The organism is Nocardia uniformis NBRC 13702 (assembly GCF_001613345.1).
Taxonomy (GTDB): Bacteria; Actinomycetota; Actinomycetes; order Mycobacteriales; family Mycobacteriaceae; genus Nocardia; species Nocardia uniformis.
Window position 1 is genome coordinate 199968 of sequence record NZ_BDCE01000056.1, and the last position, 16528, is coordinate 216495.

Sequence of the window (16528 nt, forward strand, 5' to 3'; positions counted from 1 at the left end):
TGTACCTTTTTCCGATGTGAGCAACGATTCGGCAACCGGAGCTGCGGGTCAGCCTACGGGTATGCGCGGTTGGCGGCGCTGGCTGCCCGATGTCGCGGGACTGTTGACCGCCGATCGGCTCGCCACCGTCGACGCGGTCACCGAGGCCCCCTCTCCGCTGCAGCCGATCGACCTGACCGACGATGCCAGCGTCACCGAGGTACTCGACCTGGCCGAACGCGTGGGCGAGGTGGTTCTCGCCGCCGGTACGTCGGTGATCGATACCACCATCCAGATCCAGTTCATCGCCTCCACCTATGGCCTGGACAAGACCGATATCGACGTCACCTACAACGCCATCCGTATCTCCGCCGATCGTGGGCCGAAGCTGCCGCCCGCCAGCACCATGCGCGTGGTGCACTACCGGTCGCTGGACTTCACCCGACTAGCCGCCGTCGACCGGCTAACTCGCCGCATCCGCCGGGAGATGGTGCCGCCCGAGGAAGCGCTGGCCGCGCTCGACGAAATCACTTCGGCCCCGCACCCCTATAAACGGTGGGTGGCCACGGCCGGTTGGGCACTCATGGCGGCGAGTATCGCGCTGCTCCTCGGCGGCGGCTGGCTGGTGGCGCTGCTGAGTTTCGCGACCACGGCCGCGATCGACCGCACCAACCGCATCCTCAACGGCCGCGGCCTGCCCTTCTTCTTCCAACATATGACGGGCGGTTTCATCGCGGCCATCCCCGCCGTGCTGATGTCCACCTTCGCGGGGCATCTGAGTATCGACCCGTCGCTCATCATCGCGGCCGGAATCGCCGTGCTGCTCGCCGGATTACAGCTCGTCGGCGCGGTCGAGGACGCCATTACCGGCGCACCCATCACCGCATCCGCCCGCATCCTCGAAGTCCTCATGATGACCTGCGGCATTATCGCGGGAATCGTGCTGGCACTGCGTATGTCCGTACTCCTCGGCGCGACCGTCCCCGCCATCGATATGGCCCTCAACCGTGACCTCACCGACTGGCCGCTGAAAGTTCTGGCCGGTGCCGTGGCATCGCTGGCCTTCGCCCTCGCCTGCTACGCCGAACGCCGCGCCCTGACCGCCGCCGCGGTCAGCGGGGGCGCCGCCACCATCTTCTTTCTGCTGGTCCAGGAAACAGGTTTCGGCCCGGTCGTCTCCTCCGGTGCGGCCGCCATCGTCGTAGGTCTCGCGGGTGGTCTGATGGCCCGCCGCTCCCTGACCCCGCCCCTGGTCATCGCGGTAGCCGGTATCACTCCCCTGCTCCCGGGCCTCAAGGTCTACCGAGGTCTCAACGCCATCCTCAACGACCAACAGCTCCTGGGCCTCAACCAACTCTTCAGCGCCTTCGCCGTAGGCGGCGCCCTGGCCGCCGGCGTAACGCTCGGCGAATGGTTCGCCCGCTCCCTGCGCCAACCCCGAATCCTGCAGCGCTTCGGCACAATTCGCCGCCCCCGCATCCGCAAGGTCACCCGTAAACAGCCTCCGGCGGGCCAGTCACCACGGCGATGAGGGGTAGGTCGAGCTGGATGGGTCGCTCGACCGGCCGCCCGCGCTGAGCCGAAACGTCAACGGGTGGGCGAGAATCCGGGAAGGCACCGGGCCGATGGCTCGGCGACGCCCGGATCGGATCAGGCGATGGTGTAATCGACCCCCGCGGGGACCAGGTGTTTGGCCTCGACGAGGCGGGCTTTGGCCTGACGCTTGACGGGGCAGGCGGCGATCGGGCAGTCGATATGTGCTTGCATGATCGCGTGGGCGTAGCCGACGGTCATGACGGAGAGCGGAAGATGGTTGGTCGGCGGGAGGCCGTACATCGGTTGGGTTCCTTCCCTTGGGGATTGGTGTGGGATCCCGGGCACACCATCAGTAGACATCCGGGGGTTGCCTGTTGGAAGATTTCAGTGAGCTACTGACGGGAGACTTGCCCGGTCTTCCAATCTCGGTGCGAAAACAATTCCAAAATCCAGCACCGTCATGAGGTGAGCTAATGACCGAAGGTGGTTCCGGCTCAACTGTTCCGCGCAGAATGCTGGGTCGACAGCTACGTCAGCTCCGAGAGGCCGCGGGGGTATCGGTGGCCGAAGGCTGTCGCGCCATTGAGGTTTCGGCGCAGACCATGTGGCGGCTCGAGGGTGGGCAGTCGGTCAAGTTGAAGGATATCTATATTCGAGCGCTGTGCGCCCTCTACGGTGCTTCGGACGATGACACGGCGGCGTTACTCGGATTGGTAGCCGAGACCAAGCGGTCTGGCTGGTGGCACTCGTACGGAGCCATGGTGCCAGCGCATTTCGACCTGTACATGGGTCTCGAGGAAGCCGCGAAACGGATAACCAGCTTCCAGTGCAACCTCTTACCGGGCCTGGTCCAGACCGCCGATTATCGCCGCGCGATGGTGTGGACGGTGCATCCGCAGATGACCACGGCCGAGGTGGAACGGCGGGTCGAGTTGATGGTCAAACGCCAGCACCGGCTCGCCGACAGCGAATTCGCGTTGAATGTCCTGCTGTCGGAGGCGGCCCTGCACCATCACGTCGGCGGTCCGGCGGTTATGGCCGAGCAACTCGCGCACCTCATGGGAATCAGCAGGCGTCAGAACGCATCGGTTCGGGTAATCCCTCGAAGTGTGGGCAGTTGGGCCGGGCTACAGGTCGGCCACTTCGTCCTCCTCGAGTTCCCACTACACCGGGAGACCAAATGGACCGAACCTCCGGTCGTCTACGTGGAGGGATACACCGGAGCCCTATATCTCGATCGCGACAACGAGATTCAGCAGTACAGGGCAGCTATTGCAGAGATAACCCGGGTCGCGTTGGATGAGAGCGATACCAGAGATCTGGTGACCGAGATAGCAAGGGAGATGCGGCGTGAGCAACGACCTGTTCGGAGCTAGCTGGTTCAAAAGTAGGCGGTCAGCGAATCAAGATGCGTGCGTGGAAGCCGCGCACCTGACGGGAAGCACTGTCGGCGTGCGGGATTCGAAAGATCCGACCGGTCCGGCCCTGATTTTCGGGCCCGGCGAATGGGACGACTTCGTCGCGGGTGTGCGCTCGGGGAAGTTCGACCTGCGGTAGCCGCGGCGACCGACTCAGGACTCGGCAAGTCCGATACTGCGACCGATATCGATCAGTGTGGTGTCGAACAGCACATCCGGATGTGCCACCGCGATCGGGTAGTTGCCGAATGCCTCCAGTGTCACGTGTCCGTACAGCCGCGCCCAGAATTGAATCATCACGTAACTCACACCGAGGTTCAGCTTCTCGGCCGGGAACTTCTGGCCGGATTCGGCGAGTACCGCAAGCAGATCCGTCTGGAAGCGGATGAGGTCGTCGCGCAGCTCGGGCGGAATCGCCTCGACCGGCGGGGTGACCACGTCGTAGTCGGCGAGCAGGCGGCCAGCGGCCTCCAGGAACAACCGCCCGACCGGTTCGCCGAATTGCCGCATGGCACTGGAGCCGCTGGCCGCTGCGGGCGAGGCGAAGACCAGCGTGAATTCCTGCGGGTGATGCAGCGCCCACCGCCGAAAACCGCGGCATACCTCGAAGAACCGGATCATGGCGTCATCGGGCTGGCCCTCCAGGGCCTTCGATATATCCAGCGCCAGATCGGCGCACACATCCAGGCGAACAGCGGCGACCAGATCGTCGCGGCTTTCGTAATACCGGTACAGCGCGGGAGCCGTAATCCCCAACTCCCGCGCGATGGCCCGCAGCGTTACCGCGTCGGGCCCCATCTCGACCAGCAGTGATCGCGCGACGCGCCGGATATCGGCATCGCTCACCGCTGGCACCCGGCCGCGTCGGCGCGTATCACTCATAGTCGTCTCCGTGTCGAATGTGCTGGGTCCCGCGTAGTGACGCGAGCTAGCTTCACGCTGCAGACATGCCGAATGAGCGGGGCCCTACGTGGTTACGCAGACTGCCGCCTCCGGGCCTGACCACTCATTCGTACGCGACCTGCCAGCTCTTGATGCCGTTGAGCCACCCCGAGCGCAGGCGCGTCGGCTCGGAGATCTGGCGCAGGTTCGGCATCACGTCCGCGATCGCATTGAACATGAGGTCGATTTCCAGGCGCGCCAGGTTGGCCCCTACACAGTAGTGCGTTCCGGTGCCACCGAAGCCCACATGTGGGTTGTTCTTGCGGAGCACGTCGAACTGGAACGGGTTCTCGAAGTGATCTTCGTCGAAGTTGGCGGCGGAGTAGAACATTCCGACGCGCTGGCCCTTCTTGATCTCCACACCACTGAGCACGGTGTCCTCCAGGGCGGTGCGCTGGAACGAGATAACCGGCGTGGCCCAGCGGACGATCTCGTCGGGAGCGGTGCGCGGACGCTGCTCCTTGTAGATCTCCCACTGATCCGGGTGGTCTACGAACGCCTTCATACCGTGGGTGATGGCATTGCGGGTGGTCTCATTGCCCGCGACGGCGAGCAGAATGACGAACCAGGCGAATTCGTCCGACGCCAGACCCTCACCATTGATATCGGCATTGAGCAAGGTCGTGGCGATATCGTCCATGGGGCACTTGCGCTTCTCCTCGGCGAGGTTCCACGCGTAGCCCATGACCTCGGCGGTGGCCATCTTGTGGTCACCTTCGAAATCCGGATCGTCGTAGGAGATCATCTGGTTGGTCCAGTTGAAGATCTTGCCGCGGTCCTCCTGCGGTACGCCGATGAGCTCGGCGATCGCCTGGAGCGGCAACTCACAGGCAATCTGCTCGACGAAGTCGCCGCCGCCACTCTTCTTGGCCTCGTGCACGATTCGCTCGGCGCGCTCGCGCAGCGCATTGCGCAGCGACTCCACGGCGCGGGGCGTGAAACCCTTGGAGATGGTGCGGCGCAGCTTGGTGTGCCGCGGGGGGTCCTGGTTCAGCAGCAGGTGGCGCTGGATCTCGATCTCATCGCGGGTGATATCGGCGTTGAAGCGGATAACCGCGGTGTTCTCCTCCGAGGAGTAGATCTCGGAGTGCTTCGAGATCTCCTTGACGTCATCGAGTTTGGTGACCACCCAGTAACCACCGGTGTCGAATCCGCTGACGCCATCGGCTTGCGGATTCCAGAAGATGGGGGCGGTGCGGCGGAGCTCAGCGAACTCCTCCACGGGCAGACGCTTGGCGAACAGCTCCGGATCGGTGAAATCGAACCCGGTGGGAATGGACGGCGCGGACACGGTACCTCCTTTGGAACACGTTCCTAGGAGTGAACCACACCACACCCGGTTTTGTGAACACCTATTAGTAAATCCCGTTCACTTGATGTGTCCCCGGCCGCCGAGCTACGCACGGCACCGACATACCGGACCAGCGAAACCCATTGGCGTCCAAACCATTCGGTCTGAAGATCGAAACGGTAATGCCCACCGCCCGGATACCGAAACCAGTAGTATTCAGCTCGGACGTCCGGTCGGAGGGACAGCTACCGAGGCTAGTGCGTGTGCGTCATGATGGAGCTCCTTCAATGGCCTTACAGACCAATCAGGATCCGCCTCTCGATCTGCCCCCTCGCCGTACCCTGTACCAGAAGTCCGAAAAGGGCCGCTGGCAGGCGGAATACGTACGGCGACTACGCATTACCGACGCCCTCGTCGTCTGCGGCGCCATCGCGCTGGCACAGCTCATCCGGTTCGGCGGCCCGAACAATGACGCGCCCCTGGACTGGGCGGGTGACGCGCGCATCGGTTACTCGGTCATCTCGGTACTGTTGGCGCTGACCTGGGTGGGATTCCTCGCCGTGGGCAATACCTGGTCGCCGACCGCGATCGGCACCGGTCCCGAGGAGTACCGCCGGCTGATCGCGGCGACCATGCGGCTGTTCGGGCTGATCGCGATCGTCTCACTGCTGCTGCGAATCGAATTCGCCCGCGGCTACCTGGCCGTCGCCTTCCCGGTCGGGGTGGCGGGGCTCATTCTGAACAGGCTGTACTGGCGCAAGTTCGCGGCCCGGCGGCGGGCGTCCGGGCGGTATCTCACCTCGGTCCTGGTCGTCGGCCGTCGCGATTCGGCGCGCGAGATCATGCGCTGTTTCGACCGCGATCCCGGCGTCGGGTACTGCGTCGTCGGCGTCTACACCCCCGGTGGCGGCGATCCGATCGAGGCCGAGACCGATGAGTCCGACCTGCCGATCGTCGGCGAATGGACGTCGGTCCTCGACGCGGTCACCGCGACCGGCGCCGATACCGTCGCGATCGCGGCGACCGAACAACTCGGCACCGCGGGTATCAACGATCTGCTCTGGAAGCTGGCGCCGCTCGGCGTCGAACTGGTGGTCACCCCCGGTGTCATGGATATCGCCGATCAGCGGCTGTCCATCCGACCGGTCGCCAATCTCCCGCTCCTGCACATCGAGAAGCCGCAATACGACCGGGCGCGGTCATTCGGACACGCGGTATTCGACTTCGCCTTCGCCGCGGCCGCACTGCTCGCCGTCTCCCCGGTCATGGTCGCCGCGGCCGTGGCCGTCAAGGCGACCAGTCGTGGTCCGGTCTTCTACCGATCCGAACGAATCGGTCTGCACGGCACACCATTTCGCATGATCAAGTTCCGGAGCATGTACGCGGACGCCGATAGGGATCTCGCCGAACTACTGCCGGCGAACGACGGAGCCGGGCCGCTGTTCAAACTGCGCGCGGATCCGCGCGTGACCCCGGTCGGCCGCATCCTGCGCAAATACAGCCTCGACGAGCTGCCACAGTTCATCAATGTGCTCCGCGGCGATATGAGCGTGGTCGGACCGCGCCCGCCACTGCGCTGCGAGGTGGAGCGCTACGACGGCAAGGTCAAGCGGCGACTACTGGTCAAGCCGGGTGTCACGGGCCTGTGGCAGGTATCGGGCCGCTCCGACCTGTCCTGGGACGAATCGGTCCGCCTCGACCTCACCTACGTCGAGAACTGGTCGATGGTGCAGGACCTGCTGATCATCAAGAAGACGATTTCCGCGGTGGCCCGCAGCGAGGGCGCGTACTAGTCGGTCACACCGGCCGATGCGGCCCCGGTGATGTGGCGCTGTAGTTCGCGGTGCCAGACCTCGAGCGAGAGCAGGGTCCAGATGCGCGGCTGTTCGTCACGATCGCCGGAGGTGTGATCTTCGAGCAGGCGGCGCACGGCGGCCGGGTCGAAATTCGCACCCACGAACGAGGAGGGACCGGCCAGTAGATCGAAGGCCATCTCGCGGAGATGGCCCCGAAACCAGGCGTCCAAGGGCACTTTGAAGCCGACCTTGGGCCGATCCACCAGCTCCGCCGGAAGGTGGTGGCGGGCCAGCTCTTTGACCACCCATTTGGTGGTACCGCCGCGCACCTTCACCTTGCTGGGCAACCGGAAGGCGAGTTCGGCGACGCGGTGGTCGAGGAAGGGCGGTCGCAGCTCGAGCGAGGCCGCCATGGACATGCGGTCGCCGCGTTCGAGGAGATTATCCGCGAGCCAGGTGTGGACGTCGGCGTAGAGCATGCGGCGCAACGCGTCTCCGTGGCCGTCCAGGTACGGGTCGAGCACACTGCGGCCGGGCGGACCGCTGAGGAGTTGGTCGCGTTCGCGGGCGGTGAACGGTGCGAACCAGCCGCGCATACGTTCGACGTAGGTGGGTTCGGACAGCGCGCGCACCGCGACCCGCAATCGGGCCTGATGCGCGGGCAAACGCCCCTCCAATATCCGCAGGGGCAATCCCGGGACCGCACCCGCCAGGCGGGTGGCGCGCGCGAATCGGTATTTCGGGTACCCGCCGAACAGTTCGTCGCTGCCCTCGCCGGAGAGCACCACCTTCACATGTTCGCGGGCGAGTTCGGCGAGCCGGTACACCGCGACATCGGCGGGCTCCGACAGCGGCGAATCCCGATGCCAGCTCAGCCGGGCCCAGTCGTCCTGAAAGTTATTGGCGGTAATGGTGGTTTCGTGGTGATCGCTGCCGACGAGTTCGGCCGCCATCCGCGCCCATCCCGTCTCATCGACGCGGTCATCGCCGAAACCCGCCGAGAAGGTGTGCAGCCCTTCGCCACCGCGCTGCTTCGCCACCAGTGCGCAGATGAGACTGCTGTCGACGCCGCCGGATAGGTAGGCCCCGACCGGAACATCCGCGACGAGCGCATCGCGCACCGCCGATTGCAGCGCGTCGTCGAGCAGATCGATCGCCGCCCGGGGCGTGACATCGAGAATCTCGGACTCGTCCGGCAGCTGCCAGTAGGCTGCGATATCGATGGTGCCATCGGCGCGCACGGTCAGATGGTGCCCCTGCGGCACCTTCCGCACACCGTCGAAGAAGGTGTAGGGCGCGGGAACCGACCGATGCGCCAGGAAGTCGTGCAGGCTCGCTGTATCGACCCGCGGCGCACCCATTACCGGGAACAGCGCCTTGATCTCCGAGGCGAACGCGAAAACCTCATCGGTGGCGTAGTAGTACAGCGGGAGGATGCCCAGGCGGTCGCGAAACAGATGGGTTTCGCCGGTCCCGGAATCGTGGATCGCATAGGCGAATTGGCCGCGCAGTTCGGCGACACCGGCGGGTCCGTACTTCTCGTACACCGCGAGCAGTACCTCGGTATCGCCGCGCGTGGTGAACGGATAGGTGAGCCGGTCGCGTAGTTCCCGATAGTTCAGGATCTCCCCATTGAAGGTGAGGTGCGTCGTTCCCCCCGCACCCGCCATGGGCTGCGCCGATCCCGCCAGATCGATAATCGACAGCCGGGTATGCGCGAAGCCGACGGAGTCGGCGCACCACACACCGTGATCGTCGGGGCCGCGGTGCCGCAGCCGCCGACCCATCTCGGCGAGCAGTTCCCCGCTGACCGGAGCGCCGTCGAACCGGCGTACACCGGCTATTCCGCACACATCGTCTCCACTTCGCCTCGACCGTCACAGTTCCCCCTGCACCGGCCTCGTCTGCCAGGGTAGTCGCGGTAGGTACCCGGTGAGAACCGCCCAAACCTCCTGTGGCTTTTACAAATTCGCAATTCATCCGCTCAGCGGACCGGCCCCTGAACATTCGAAATGCGACCTTCGTCCGATCCGGCGATGATCTTCGCGGGTACCCCCGCGACGTGCACACCGTCCGGCACATCCCGGATGACCACGGCTCCGGCCCGGACCTCCACCCCATTTCCGACGCTGGCACCGAGAACTATGGCATTGGGACCGAGAAAGACATCATCGCCGAGCACCGGACAGCGGTCGTCCGTGCCATTGCCGAGCGTGACGCCCTGATGGACCCGGCACCGCGCTCCCACCCGCGTACCGCTGTTCACCGTGAGCAGCCCGACATGCGCGATCGACAATCCCGGCCCGAACACATTGCGCGGCACCGTGAACCCGAGCCGCTCACCGAGCAGTTTGGCCCGCAGCGCGTACCAGGTGAAGACTACCCGGCCGATGGGATCGGTCCGCACATTTGCCCAGTACTCGGATTTGCGGAGCAACCACTGAAAATAGACGATCCGCCGGGTGAGCCGGTAGTGCCCGCGCCATCGCGACAGCCCGTGTGCCGCGAGATCCTCAGCGAGGTAGCGCCGAAGACTCTCCTTGGAGTCGATCACGCCGCTGATGATCCCCCACCGCTCCACCGGTTTTCAACCGAATCGCACGGTAACGTCCTACCGTCTTCGTACGCGGGGTGCGTCGTAAGCTCTGCCGGGAGGGCGTCTTGAGTCAGCTGGTCTGGTATCTCCATCGTCTCCGATCGATGAGCGGGCCGGAGATCCTTTGGCGCTCCGGACAATTGCGGCAACGCCTGATTGCCCGGCGGGTCACCTGGCAGTCCGCGGGTGATGCGCTGTTCGGGCGCGAACGCCCGGATTGGGATGTGCTGCTGGGGCGGTTCCGCGCCGGGGACGGCCCGGTATTGCTCGATCGGACGCACGCCAAGCTCATTGCCGCACAGCATCAGGACGCGGCGCAGGCGGTGATCGAAGCCGCCGAGCGTGTACTCGCCGGGGACGTGCGGTACTTCGGATACCCGCCGGTCTGTCTTGGTTCGCCCATCGATTGGCACTACGACCCGCTGACCGGAACACAGTGGCCGAGTATGGATTCCGAGCGGATCGACCACCGCACCGCGGCGAGTGATCCGAAGTGGATCTGGGAGTTGAACCGGCTCCAGCACCTGCCGTGGCTGGCGCAGGCGTGGCTGTTCACCGGCGAGGACCGCTTCGCGGACGCCGCCTTCGAGCACCTCGACAGTTGGATCGAACAGCAGCAACCCGGCGCGGGCATCGCGTGGCGCGGTGCGTTCGAATGCGGTATTCGCGCCGTGTCGGTGGCGGTCGCGCTCCAGGGTCTGCGCGACGCACCGGGTTTGACGCCGCAGCGCTACGCGCGAATCCTCACGCTGCTCGGTGAGAGCGCGCGCCGCTGCTGGGTGGATCGATCCCTGTTCAGCTCGGCGAACAATCATCTGATCGGTGAGATGACCGGGCTGGCGGTGGTGGCAATCCTCTTTCCGGAGTTGCCCGCCGCCGGGCGCTGGGAGCGGGACGCGCTCGCACTACTGACCGAACACGGCGATCGGCAGATTCTGCCCGACGGGGCCGGGGCAGAGCAGGCCATCGCCTATCAACTGTTCACGGTGGAGCTGTTGCTGGTGGTGTACACACTCTTGGCGCTGCGCGGTGACCCCCCGCATCGCATGGGCGCGGTGATCGACCGTAGCTCGCGATACCTCGCCCTGCTGGTGGGCGACAGCGATCCGCAGCCGCGGTATGGCGACGATGACGGCGGATTCGCGCTGCGGCTGGGCCCCGAAGAGGTCCGAACGGTGCGCGAACACCTCGGTATCGCCGATGCGGCCGTACCCGAACCGACCGCCGCCCGCGCGGCTACCCCGAGCATCACCGCCGCGTGGCTGCGTGCCGCGCTCGGGTTGAAATCCGTTGTATCCCAGATACCCCCCCAAAGCGCCTACGCACCAGACGGCGGCCTGGTGGTCCTCCGCTCGCCCGGTCGTCGCGTCACCATGGATGCCGGCCCGCTGGGCTACCTGTCGATCGCCGCCCACGGACACGCCGACGCCCTGTCGGTCACGCTCGCCATTGACGGCGGCGACGTCATCGGCGATCCCGGAACCGCCAGCTACTACGGGCATCCCAACTGGCGCGCCGCCCACCGCAGCACGCGTGCGCATCCCACGGTAACCGTCGATGACCTGGATCAGTCCGTGGTCGGCGGCCCATTTCTGTGGAGTGAGCACGCCGAGGTGCGAGTCCGGGCGGTCGACCTCGACCGGGGTGTGGTGGATGCCGAACACAACGGTTACCGCCGCCTGTCCGATCCGGTGGTCCATCGGCGCTGGTTGGTCGCACCGCCGGATGGCCGCGAAATTGTAGTGGTAGACCTGTTGTCAGGCAACGGAATTCACTCGGCTCAGGCCTCGTGGCCGCTGCATCCAAGGCTCGACGTTCGTCCGGTCGATGGCGGTCATATCGTGAGTCGTGCGGGTGACACCGTCCTGGCGGCCGCCTACGCATCGACGGTTGGGTTCGAGCCCAACCAGATCCGTGGCGACGAGCAGAATCAAATCGGCTGGTGGTCGGAGCGCCTGGAGGCCCGCACGCCGTCCTGGTTGATCGGCGCGCGGTCTTCCGGCACAGCACCTTTCGTTATCGTCACCGTGTTCGGTGGCGACGCCACATCGATCCGTGGATTGCGGGTCACACTGACGGACGCCGACATCCGCGTGCGATGGATGGACGGCGAGACGCCCCGCGCACTGGCCATCGACACCCGACTCGACGGAGCGGCAGAACTCGGCACCCCGGATCGATGAACGTATCCCGGCCGAACTCAGCGAAGCATCCCCTTAAATGGGCCAGCCCGCCTACTGACGGGACGTGTCCGCCGTGGCAGCGAGGAACTCGCCGATGGTTTCGGCAAGCCGCTCGGGCTGATCTTCGGGCAGCAGCGTGTAGCTGTCCTCGATCTCCACCAGTCGAGCGTCGGGATAGAGTCCGGCCAGGCGGCGGGCATGCGCGACCGGCATCATCTTGTCCTCGGTCGCCCAGACGATCAGCACCGGTCCGGTGAAGGCCGCATTGCGCTCCGCGATCTCGAGCAGTTCGGCACGCGACGGCACCGTGTTCAAGTACTTGGCCAGATCCCGACGAATATCGCGATCGACTGTCGCCGGGCGGAACCACGCGTCGATCACCTCCTTCGGCACCGGGCGCTTGCTCATCCACCCCCAGGTGCCGGGGCCGCGCCGCCCGAGGCGGGTGCCGAGCACCGCCATGACGATGCGCAGCCCGCCGGGCACCTTCGCAGCGGCGACAATGAGGCGAGCAGGCTTGGGCGGATAGTTGTCGAAGGCCTCACACGAGGTCAGTACGAGTCGGCCAACGCGATCGCTGCCTCGCGTGCCGAGCAGGAGCTGCGCACCGCCCCAATCGTTTTGGACCAAGGTGACATTCCGCAGATCGAGTGCCGTGAGGAAGTCCCCGACCAACCCGGCTATACCGAGGAAGGACAGATCCCCGTCCTCGTTCATGGGCTTTCGATGTCCGCCCAACGGCCAGGTCGGGACGATGCACCGGTATTCGGTCCGCAGCCGGGCCACTACATGCCGCCAGCCCGAACCGTCCATGATCAGTCCGTGGATGAAGACCAACACCGGTCCATCCCCACCGGTGTCCTCGTACTCGATGACACCCGCTGAAAGCTGTACCTCGAACATTTCACTGTCTCCTTTGTTCATCCCTCCGGCAGACCGAAATCGGCCCGCCTCGGCTCTGTCACTACTCGGTTGCGGCTGACCCATCACGCACTGTGCGCCGCAACGCATTCGATCCGCCCAGCCAGGGCGACTCAGCGTCCGGCCACTGGATCCAGCACCGGGAAGTTGCTGCGGAACACGCCATTCGGGTCCCAACTGCTCTTGATTGCGCGCAGTCGATTCAGAATGCCCGGATCGAGTGCATCGATCGCCGTCTGCACTGGGCTCAGCAAGCTGAGCGGCGTGCGCCGACTACGTGATCGAGCGAGCGCGGCGAGGTATTCCTGGATCCGGTTCTCGTTGGCCGCCGCCGCGTCCGGTGTCCCCTGACTGCCGATGAGGCTGATGTAGTACGGGGCGGCGACGCCCCCCGGCGGGCTGTCCGAGGGGCGTGTGAGCGCACCGCCGAGGTGGCGAATCTGGATGGCGCCCAGGGGTTCCATCGATTTGGTCAGCAGGGTCTCGACATCGGAGTCGGTCAGCCCGTTCAGCAGCTCGACGTGCGAGCGAATCGGGCTGGGATCGGTAGGTTCGCCGACAGTATCGCCCAAATCGGCAGTCGGCATGAGCCTGCGAGTATCGGCGATTCGCCCGCCGATGCTGTCGAACGATCGCAATAGTGCCCGGCCCGCCGACGCGTCGCCGAGATAGGTCGTGTCGATGCCGACCATTGGTGGTGCGCCGTCCATTCGCAGGAGGCTCCACCAGAGGGTCAGCTCGTCGGGTGCCGCCGCGGTGATCTCTCGAAACGCCGCCATTACCTGCGGGGCACTTTCGACGGGCCAGAGCATCTTTCCGCCGTAGAGGCCGGATACCGGATACAGCGCAAACTCGAGCGCCGTGACCAGCGCGTAGTCGCCGCCACCACCCCGCAGCGCCCAGAACAGATCCGGCTCGGACGATGCGGTGACTCGCCGTGTCCGACCGTCGGCATCGACGATGTCGAAGGCGGTGGCGCTGTCGCAGGCCCAGCCGAATCGCCGTGCGAACCAGCTCAATCCGCCACCGAGGGTGTAGCCGGTGACGCCGACCGCCGGAGAGCTGCCTGCCACTCCGGTCAACCCGTGCGGGCTGGCCGCCGCCTGCACCTGCCCCCAGGTGACTCCCGCGCCGACCCGTGCGGATCGAGTACCTGGATCGATCCGCACCTCGTTCAATCGGTTGGTGCGCACCAGAATCGTTCCGTCCACAGCGCGCGAAGGGTTATGACCATTCGGCTGCACCGCCAATACTCGACCGGCGTCCTGCGCATATCGGATCAGCGCCGACGCATCGTCGGCATCGGCGAGTTCGACGACGGCGCGCACAGACTGGTCGACCGTGAGATTCCACGGCTTGCGGGCTTGGTCGAAGCCATTGTCGACGGGCAGTAGCACGCGACCGCGGACAGCGGATCGCAGCCCGCTGTCGTCGGCGGCGTGCGGCCCGGAAGTATCCGTCGCACACGCGGCCGCTAGGAATCCCCCGCCGACCGCGAACAAGCGGCGGCGGTTCAGCTCGAAGTCTTCGTATTTTCCGCCCTGACCTGTGCTCATGGCACTTCCTTCCGTACGGTCCATTACGAAACGGTACAAGACTGTTTCGTTACCGGAAATACGATACAGAACACACTTGTTTCGTAAGCCCGAGAGAGTTACGCTCACCTCGTGTCGACACCACAGGACGATGCCACCAGGCCGAAGACCGGCGGTCGCCCCCGGGATCCGGATCGGGACCGCGCGCTGCTGGCAGCCGTCAGCGAGATCCTGCCCGAGGTCGGATATGACCGGCTGACAATGGATTCCGTCGCCGCCCGAGCGGGAGCGAGCCGGGCCACCGTCTACCGACGCTGGAAAGACAAGTCAGAGCTGGTTCGCGACGCGGTTCGGATGCTGGCCTGGAATGAACCACCGCCCGACACCGGTAGCCTCCGATCCGACCTGATCGCCGTGGGAGCCATGTATCTCGACCGGAGCGGCCCGCGCGATGCGATCCTGTCCGCGATCGCTGCCTCCATCAACCGCGATCCACAGCTACGCGAAACCGTCGAACAGGTAATCGCCGAGCCGCGCCGGGCGGCCTACGCCGCCATCGTCGAACGGGCACGCGAACGTGGGGAAATCGCCGACGGGGTGGATACGGAGCTGATCGCGGATGTCGTTCCCGCGATGATCTTCTACCGACTGCTCGATCTCGGAGAGGCGCTGGACGGCACCTACTACGAGCGCATCATCGATTCGCTGATCGTTCCGCTATTGACAGGGTGAAGATCATTAGCTTTCACATTGGAATACGCATGATGCAGGGGACAAAATGAAGATTGCCGTATTCGGTGCCAACGGTCCAACCGGTATCAATGTAATTCGTCAGGCAATAGGCAGGGGGCAGCAAGTTACCGCCGCGGTCCGCCGTCCCGACGATTTCCCCTTCACCGATCCGAGCCTGCGAGTCGTGCGCGCGGATGCGCGGGACACCACCTCGGTCACGCGAGCGGTAACTGGACACGATGCTTTGATATCGGTACTCGGCGGAACCTACACCCTGAAGCCCGTCTCGATATTTACCGAGGGCGTGGGAAATATTATGGGGGCAATGACGGTTGCTGGCGTGAAGCGCCTGGTCTGCGTCAGTTCGGTCTGCGTCGCCGGTACCGCGGCCCCGGGGGAAACCTTCGTTTTCCGAACGCTGCTCCTCCCCATCCTGCTCACATTGGGGCGGACCGCGTACGCCGATATGCGACGGATGGAAGCGGATGTCAAGAACAGTGACCTCGACTGGACGATCGTCCGTGCCTCCGGGCTCTTCGATGGCACCGCGATCACCGATTACACCATGGCGCCCTCGAGCATTCCCGGCCGATACACCTCACGCGCCGATCTCGCCGACGCACTGTTGCGCGAGGCCATCGAGAACACGAATGTCGGCGGGTGCGTCGACGTGATCACCACTACCGGAACTCCCCGCCTCACCGACAGCTTCCGTCGCTGACCCCACGCTGCGGACCGAGACAATCCATGCCGGACAGTGCTGCCACAGAAGGGCTTTCGGCCGAGCGCGCTGCGATCTACTATCGGCTGTAGTAGTTCAGCATCGGGGAGGTACTCATAATGTCCAGTACGGGCCGGCCCGACAGTAACGGCGAGTTGAGGGCAGGAGCACGGTCACGCCCGCCGTTGTTTACGAGACTGGTGACGTCGAGTTCGCAATTCGCCAACAAACACGGGGTCTATCTGGGGCGACGTTCGACGAAGCTGCACGTGGCCGGCTATCGGCGATCAATGGAAGAATCGGCGGCCACCTCCCGGGGTGGCCTTCGGCTCGCATCCTGCTCCTCGACCACATCGGCGCCAAGAGCGGGATCCACCGGACATCTCCGCTGATGTACCACGATGAGGGTGAATTCGTTGCGGTAGTGGCGTCGAAAGGCGGGCAGCCGACCCATCCGGCCTGGTTCCACAACCTGAAGGCGAACCCGGACACCACAATTCAGATCGACTCGGCGGTACAGCGGGTCCGGGCGCGAGTCGCGACGGATGCGGAGCGAGATAGCTTGTGGCAGAGGTGTGTTGCGTTCTATCCCGGCTACGAATTCTTCCAACGCATCACGCGAGGCCGCAAGATCCCGATCGTAATCCTCGAGCCGCGCGAGTAGCGGCCGCCACCGAGGTCCTTCTGTTTGCGATCTTTCCATTCCTCGGCCAACTCGCTCCAGATTCGATCAATACGACTCAGATCGTCCCGAACATGGGCCGGGACGGAAGCGGTCGCATGATCAGTTGCGACACGCGAAAGCGCTGGTAGAGGGAACAATTCGCTAGCGTGTCGCCCGCTGGACGCGATAGAATTCGAACATGCATTCGACACCT

General features: G+C 65.0%; 15 protein-coding genes. 8 read left to right on the forward strand and 7 right to left on the reverse strand.

What is annotated here, in order from left to right; all coding sequences use genetic code 11:
* Positions 1-61: 61 nt before the first annotated feature.
* Positions 62-1510 carry a threonine/serine exporter family protein gene (locus NU1_RS20080; protein ID WP_067523313.1) on the forward strand — a complete coding sequence of 483 codons (1449 nt, stop codon included), beginning with the start codon at positions 62-64 and terminating at the stop codon, positions 1508-1510.
* 119 nt (positions 1511-1629) lie between these two features.
* Here the strand turns inward: NU1_RS20080 and NU1_RS20085 are convergent, their stop codons facing one another.
* Complete coding sequence (locus NU1_RS20085; protein WP_067523314.1) at positions 1630-1815, reverse strand: hypothetical protein; 186 nt, start codon at positions 1813-1815, stop codon at positions 1630-1632.
* 173 nt (positions 1816-1988) lie between these two features.
* On the opposite strand from NU1_RS20085, the gene NU1_RS20090 reads away from it, so the two are divergent.
* Both NU1_RS20090 and NU1_RS20095 read left to right on the forward strand, forming a co-directional pair.
* Positions 1989-2891 carry a helix-turn-helix domain-containing protein gene (locus tag NU1_RS20090; protein WP_067523315.1) on the forward strand — a complete coding sequence of 301 codons (903 nt, stop codon included), beginning with the start codon at positions 1989-1991 and terminating at the stop codon, positions 2889-2891.
* A 40-nt stretch (positions 2892-2931) separates the two neighbouring features.
* Positions 2932-3072, forward strand: coding sequence for a DUF397 domain-containing protein (locus tag NU1_RS20095; RefSeq protein ID WP_307644373.1), 141 nt, complete (start codon positions 2932-2934; stop codon positions 3070-3072).
* A gap of 14 nt (positions 3073-3086) precedes the next feature.
* Here the strand turns inward: NU1_RS20095 and NU1_RS20100 are convergent, their stop codons facing one another.
* On the reverse strand, positions 3087-3815 hold the full coding sequence (locus tag NU1_RS20100; protein ID WP_067523317.1) for a TetR/AcrR family transcriptional regulator: 729 nt from the start codon (positions 3813-3815) through the stop codon (positions 3087-3089).
* Between the two features lie 124 nt (positions 3816-3939).
* Positions 3940-5166 (reverse strand): cytochrome P450, encoded by a 1227-nt coding sequence (locus NU1_RS20105; protein WP_067523318.1) that lies wholly within the window; start codon positions 5164-5166, stop codon positions 3940-3942.
* Positions 5167-5453: 287 nt separating this feature from the next.
* On the opposite strand from NU1_RS20105, the gene NU1_RS20110 reads away from it, so the two are divergent.
* Entirely contained in the window at positions 5454-6959 is a 1506-nt protein-coding gene (locus NU1_RS20110; protein WP_084521620.1) for a sugar transferase, read from the forward strand.
* Here the strand turns inward: NU1_RS20110 and asnB are convergent.
* Together asnB and NU1_RS20120 are read right to left on the reverse strand one after the other, a co-directional pair.
* On the reverse strand, positions 6956-8815 hold the full coding sequence (gene asnB / locus NU1_RS20115) for an asparagine synthase (glutamine-hydrolyzing) (RefSeq protein WP_084521621.1): 1860 nt from the start codon (positions 8813-8815) through the stop codon (positions 6956-6958). The genes NU1_RS20110 and asnB overlap by 4 nt on opposite strands.
* Before the next feature lie 131 nt (positions 8816-8946).
* The gene (locus NU1_RS20120; RefSeq protein ID WP_067523357.1) at positions 8947-9516 is read right to left on the reverse strand and encodes a DapH/DapD/GlmU-related protein; all 570 of its coding nucleotides are present in this window, start codon (positions 9514-9516) and stop codon (positions 8947-8949) included.
* Positions 9517-9662: 146 nt separating this feature from the next.
* Between NU1_RS20120 and NU1_RS20125 the strand changes: the two genes are divergently transcribed.
* A complete protein-coding gene (locus NU1_RS20125) occupies positions 9663-11741 on the forward strand; it encodes a heparinase II/III family protein (RefSeq protein WP_084521622.1) in 2079 nt (692 codons plus the stop codon).
* 51 nt (positions 11742-11792) lie between these two features.
* Here NU1_RS20125 and NU1_RS20130 read toward each other — a convergent pair whose 3' ends face one another.
* Positions 11793-12644, reverse strand: coding sequence for an alpha/beta fold hydrolase (locus tag NU1_RS20130; RefSeq protein ID WP_067523320.1), 852 nt, complete (start codon positions 12642-12644; stop codon positions 11793-11795).
* A 131-nt stretch (positions 12645-12775) separates the two neighbouring features.
* Positions 12776-14218, reverse strand: a complete 1443-nt coding sequence (locus NU1_RS20135; RefSeq protein ID WP_084521623.1) for an FAD-binding oxidoreductase — start codon at positions 14216-14218, stop codon at positions 12776-12778.
* Between the two features lie 111 nt (positions 14219-14329).
* On the opposite strand from NU1_RS20135, the gene NU1_RS20140 reads away from it, so the two are divergent.
* The 3 genes from NU1_RS20140 (at position 14330) to NU1_RS20150 (ending at position 16314) form a co-directional block, all read left to right on the forward strand.
* Positions 14330-14929: a TetR/AcrR family transcriptional regulator gene (locus tag NU1_RS20140; RefSeq protein ID WP_067523321.1), complete on the forward strand. Its 600-nt coding sequence runs from the start codon at positions 14330-14332 to the stop codon at positions 14927-14929.
* Between the two features lie 46 nt (positions 14930-14975).
* Positions 14976-15650, forward strand: coding sequence for an NAD(P)-dependent oxidoreductase (locus tag NU1_RS20145; protein ID WP_067523322.1), 675 nt, complete (start codon positions 14976-14978; stop codon positions 15648-15650).
* A 286-nt stretch (positions 15651-15936) separates the two neighbouring features.
* Entirely contained in the window at positions 15937-16314 is a 378-nt protein-coding gene (locus tag NU1_RS20150; protein WP_084521624.1) for a nitroreductase family deazaflavin-dependent oxidoreductase, read from the forward strand.
* Positions 16315-16528 lie beyond the last annotated feature (214 nt).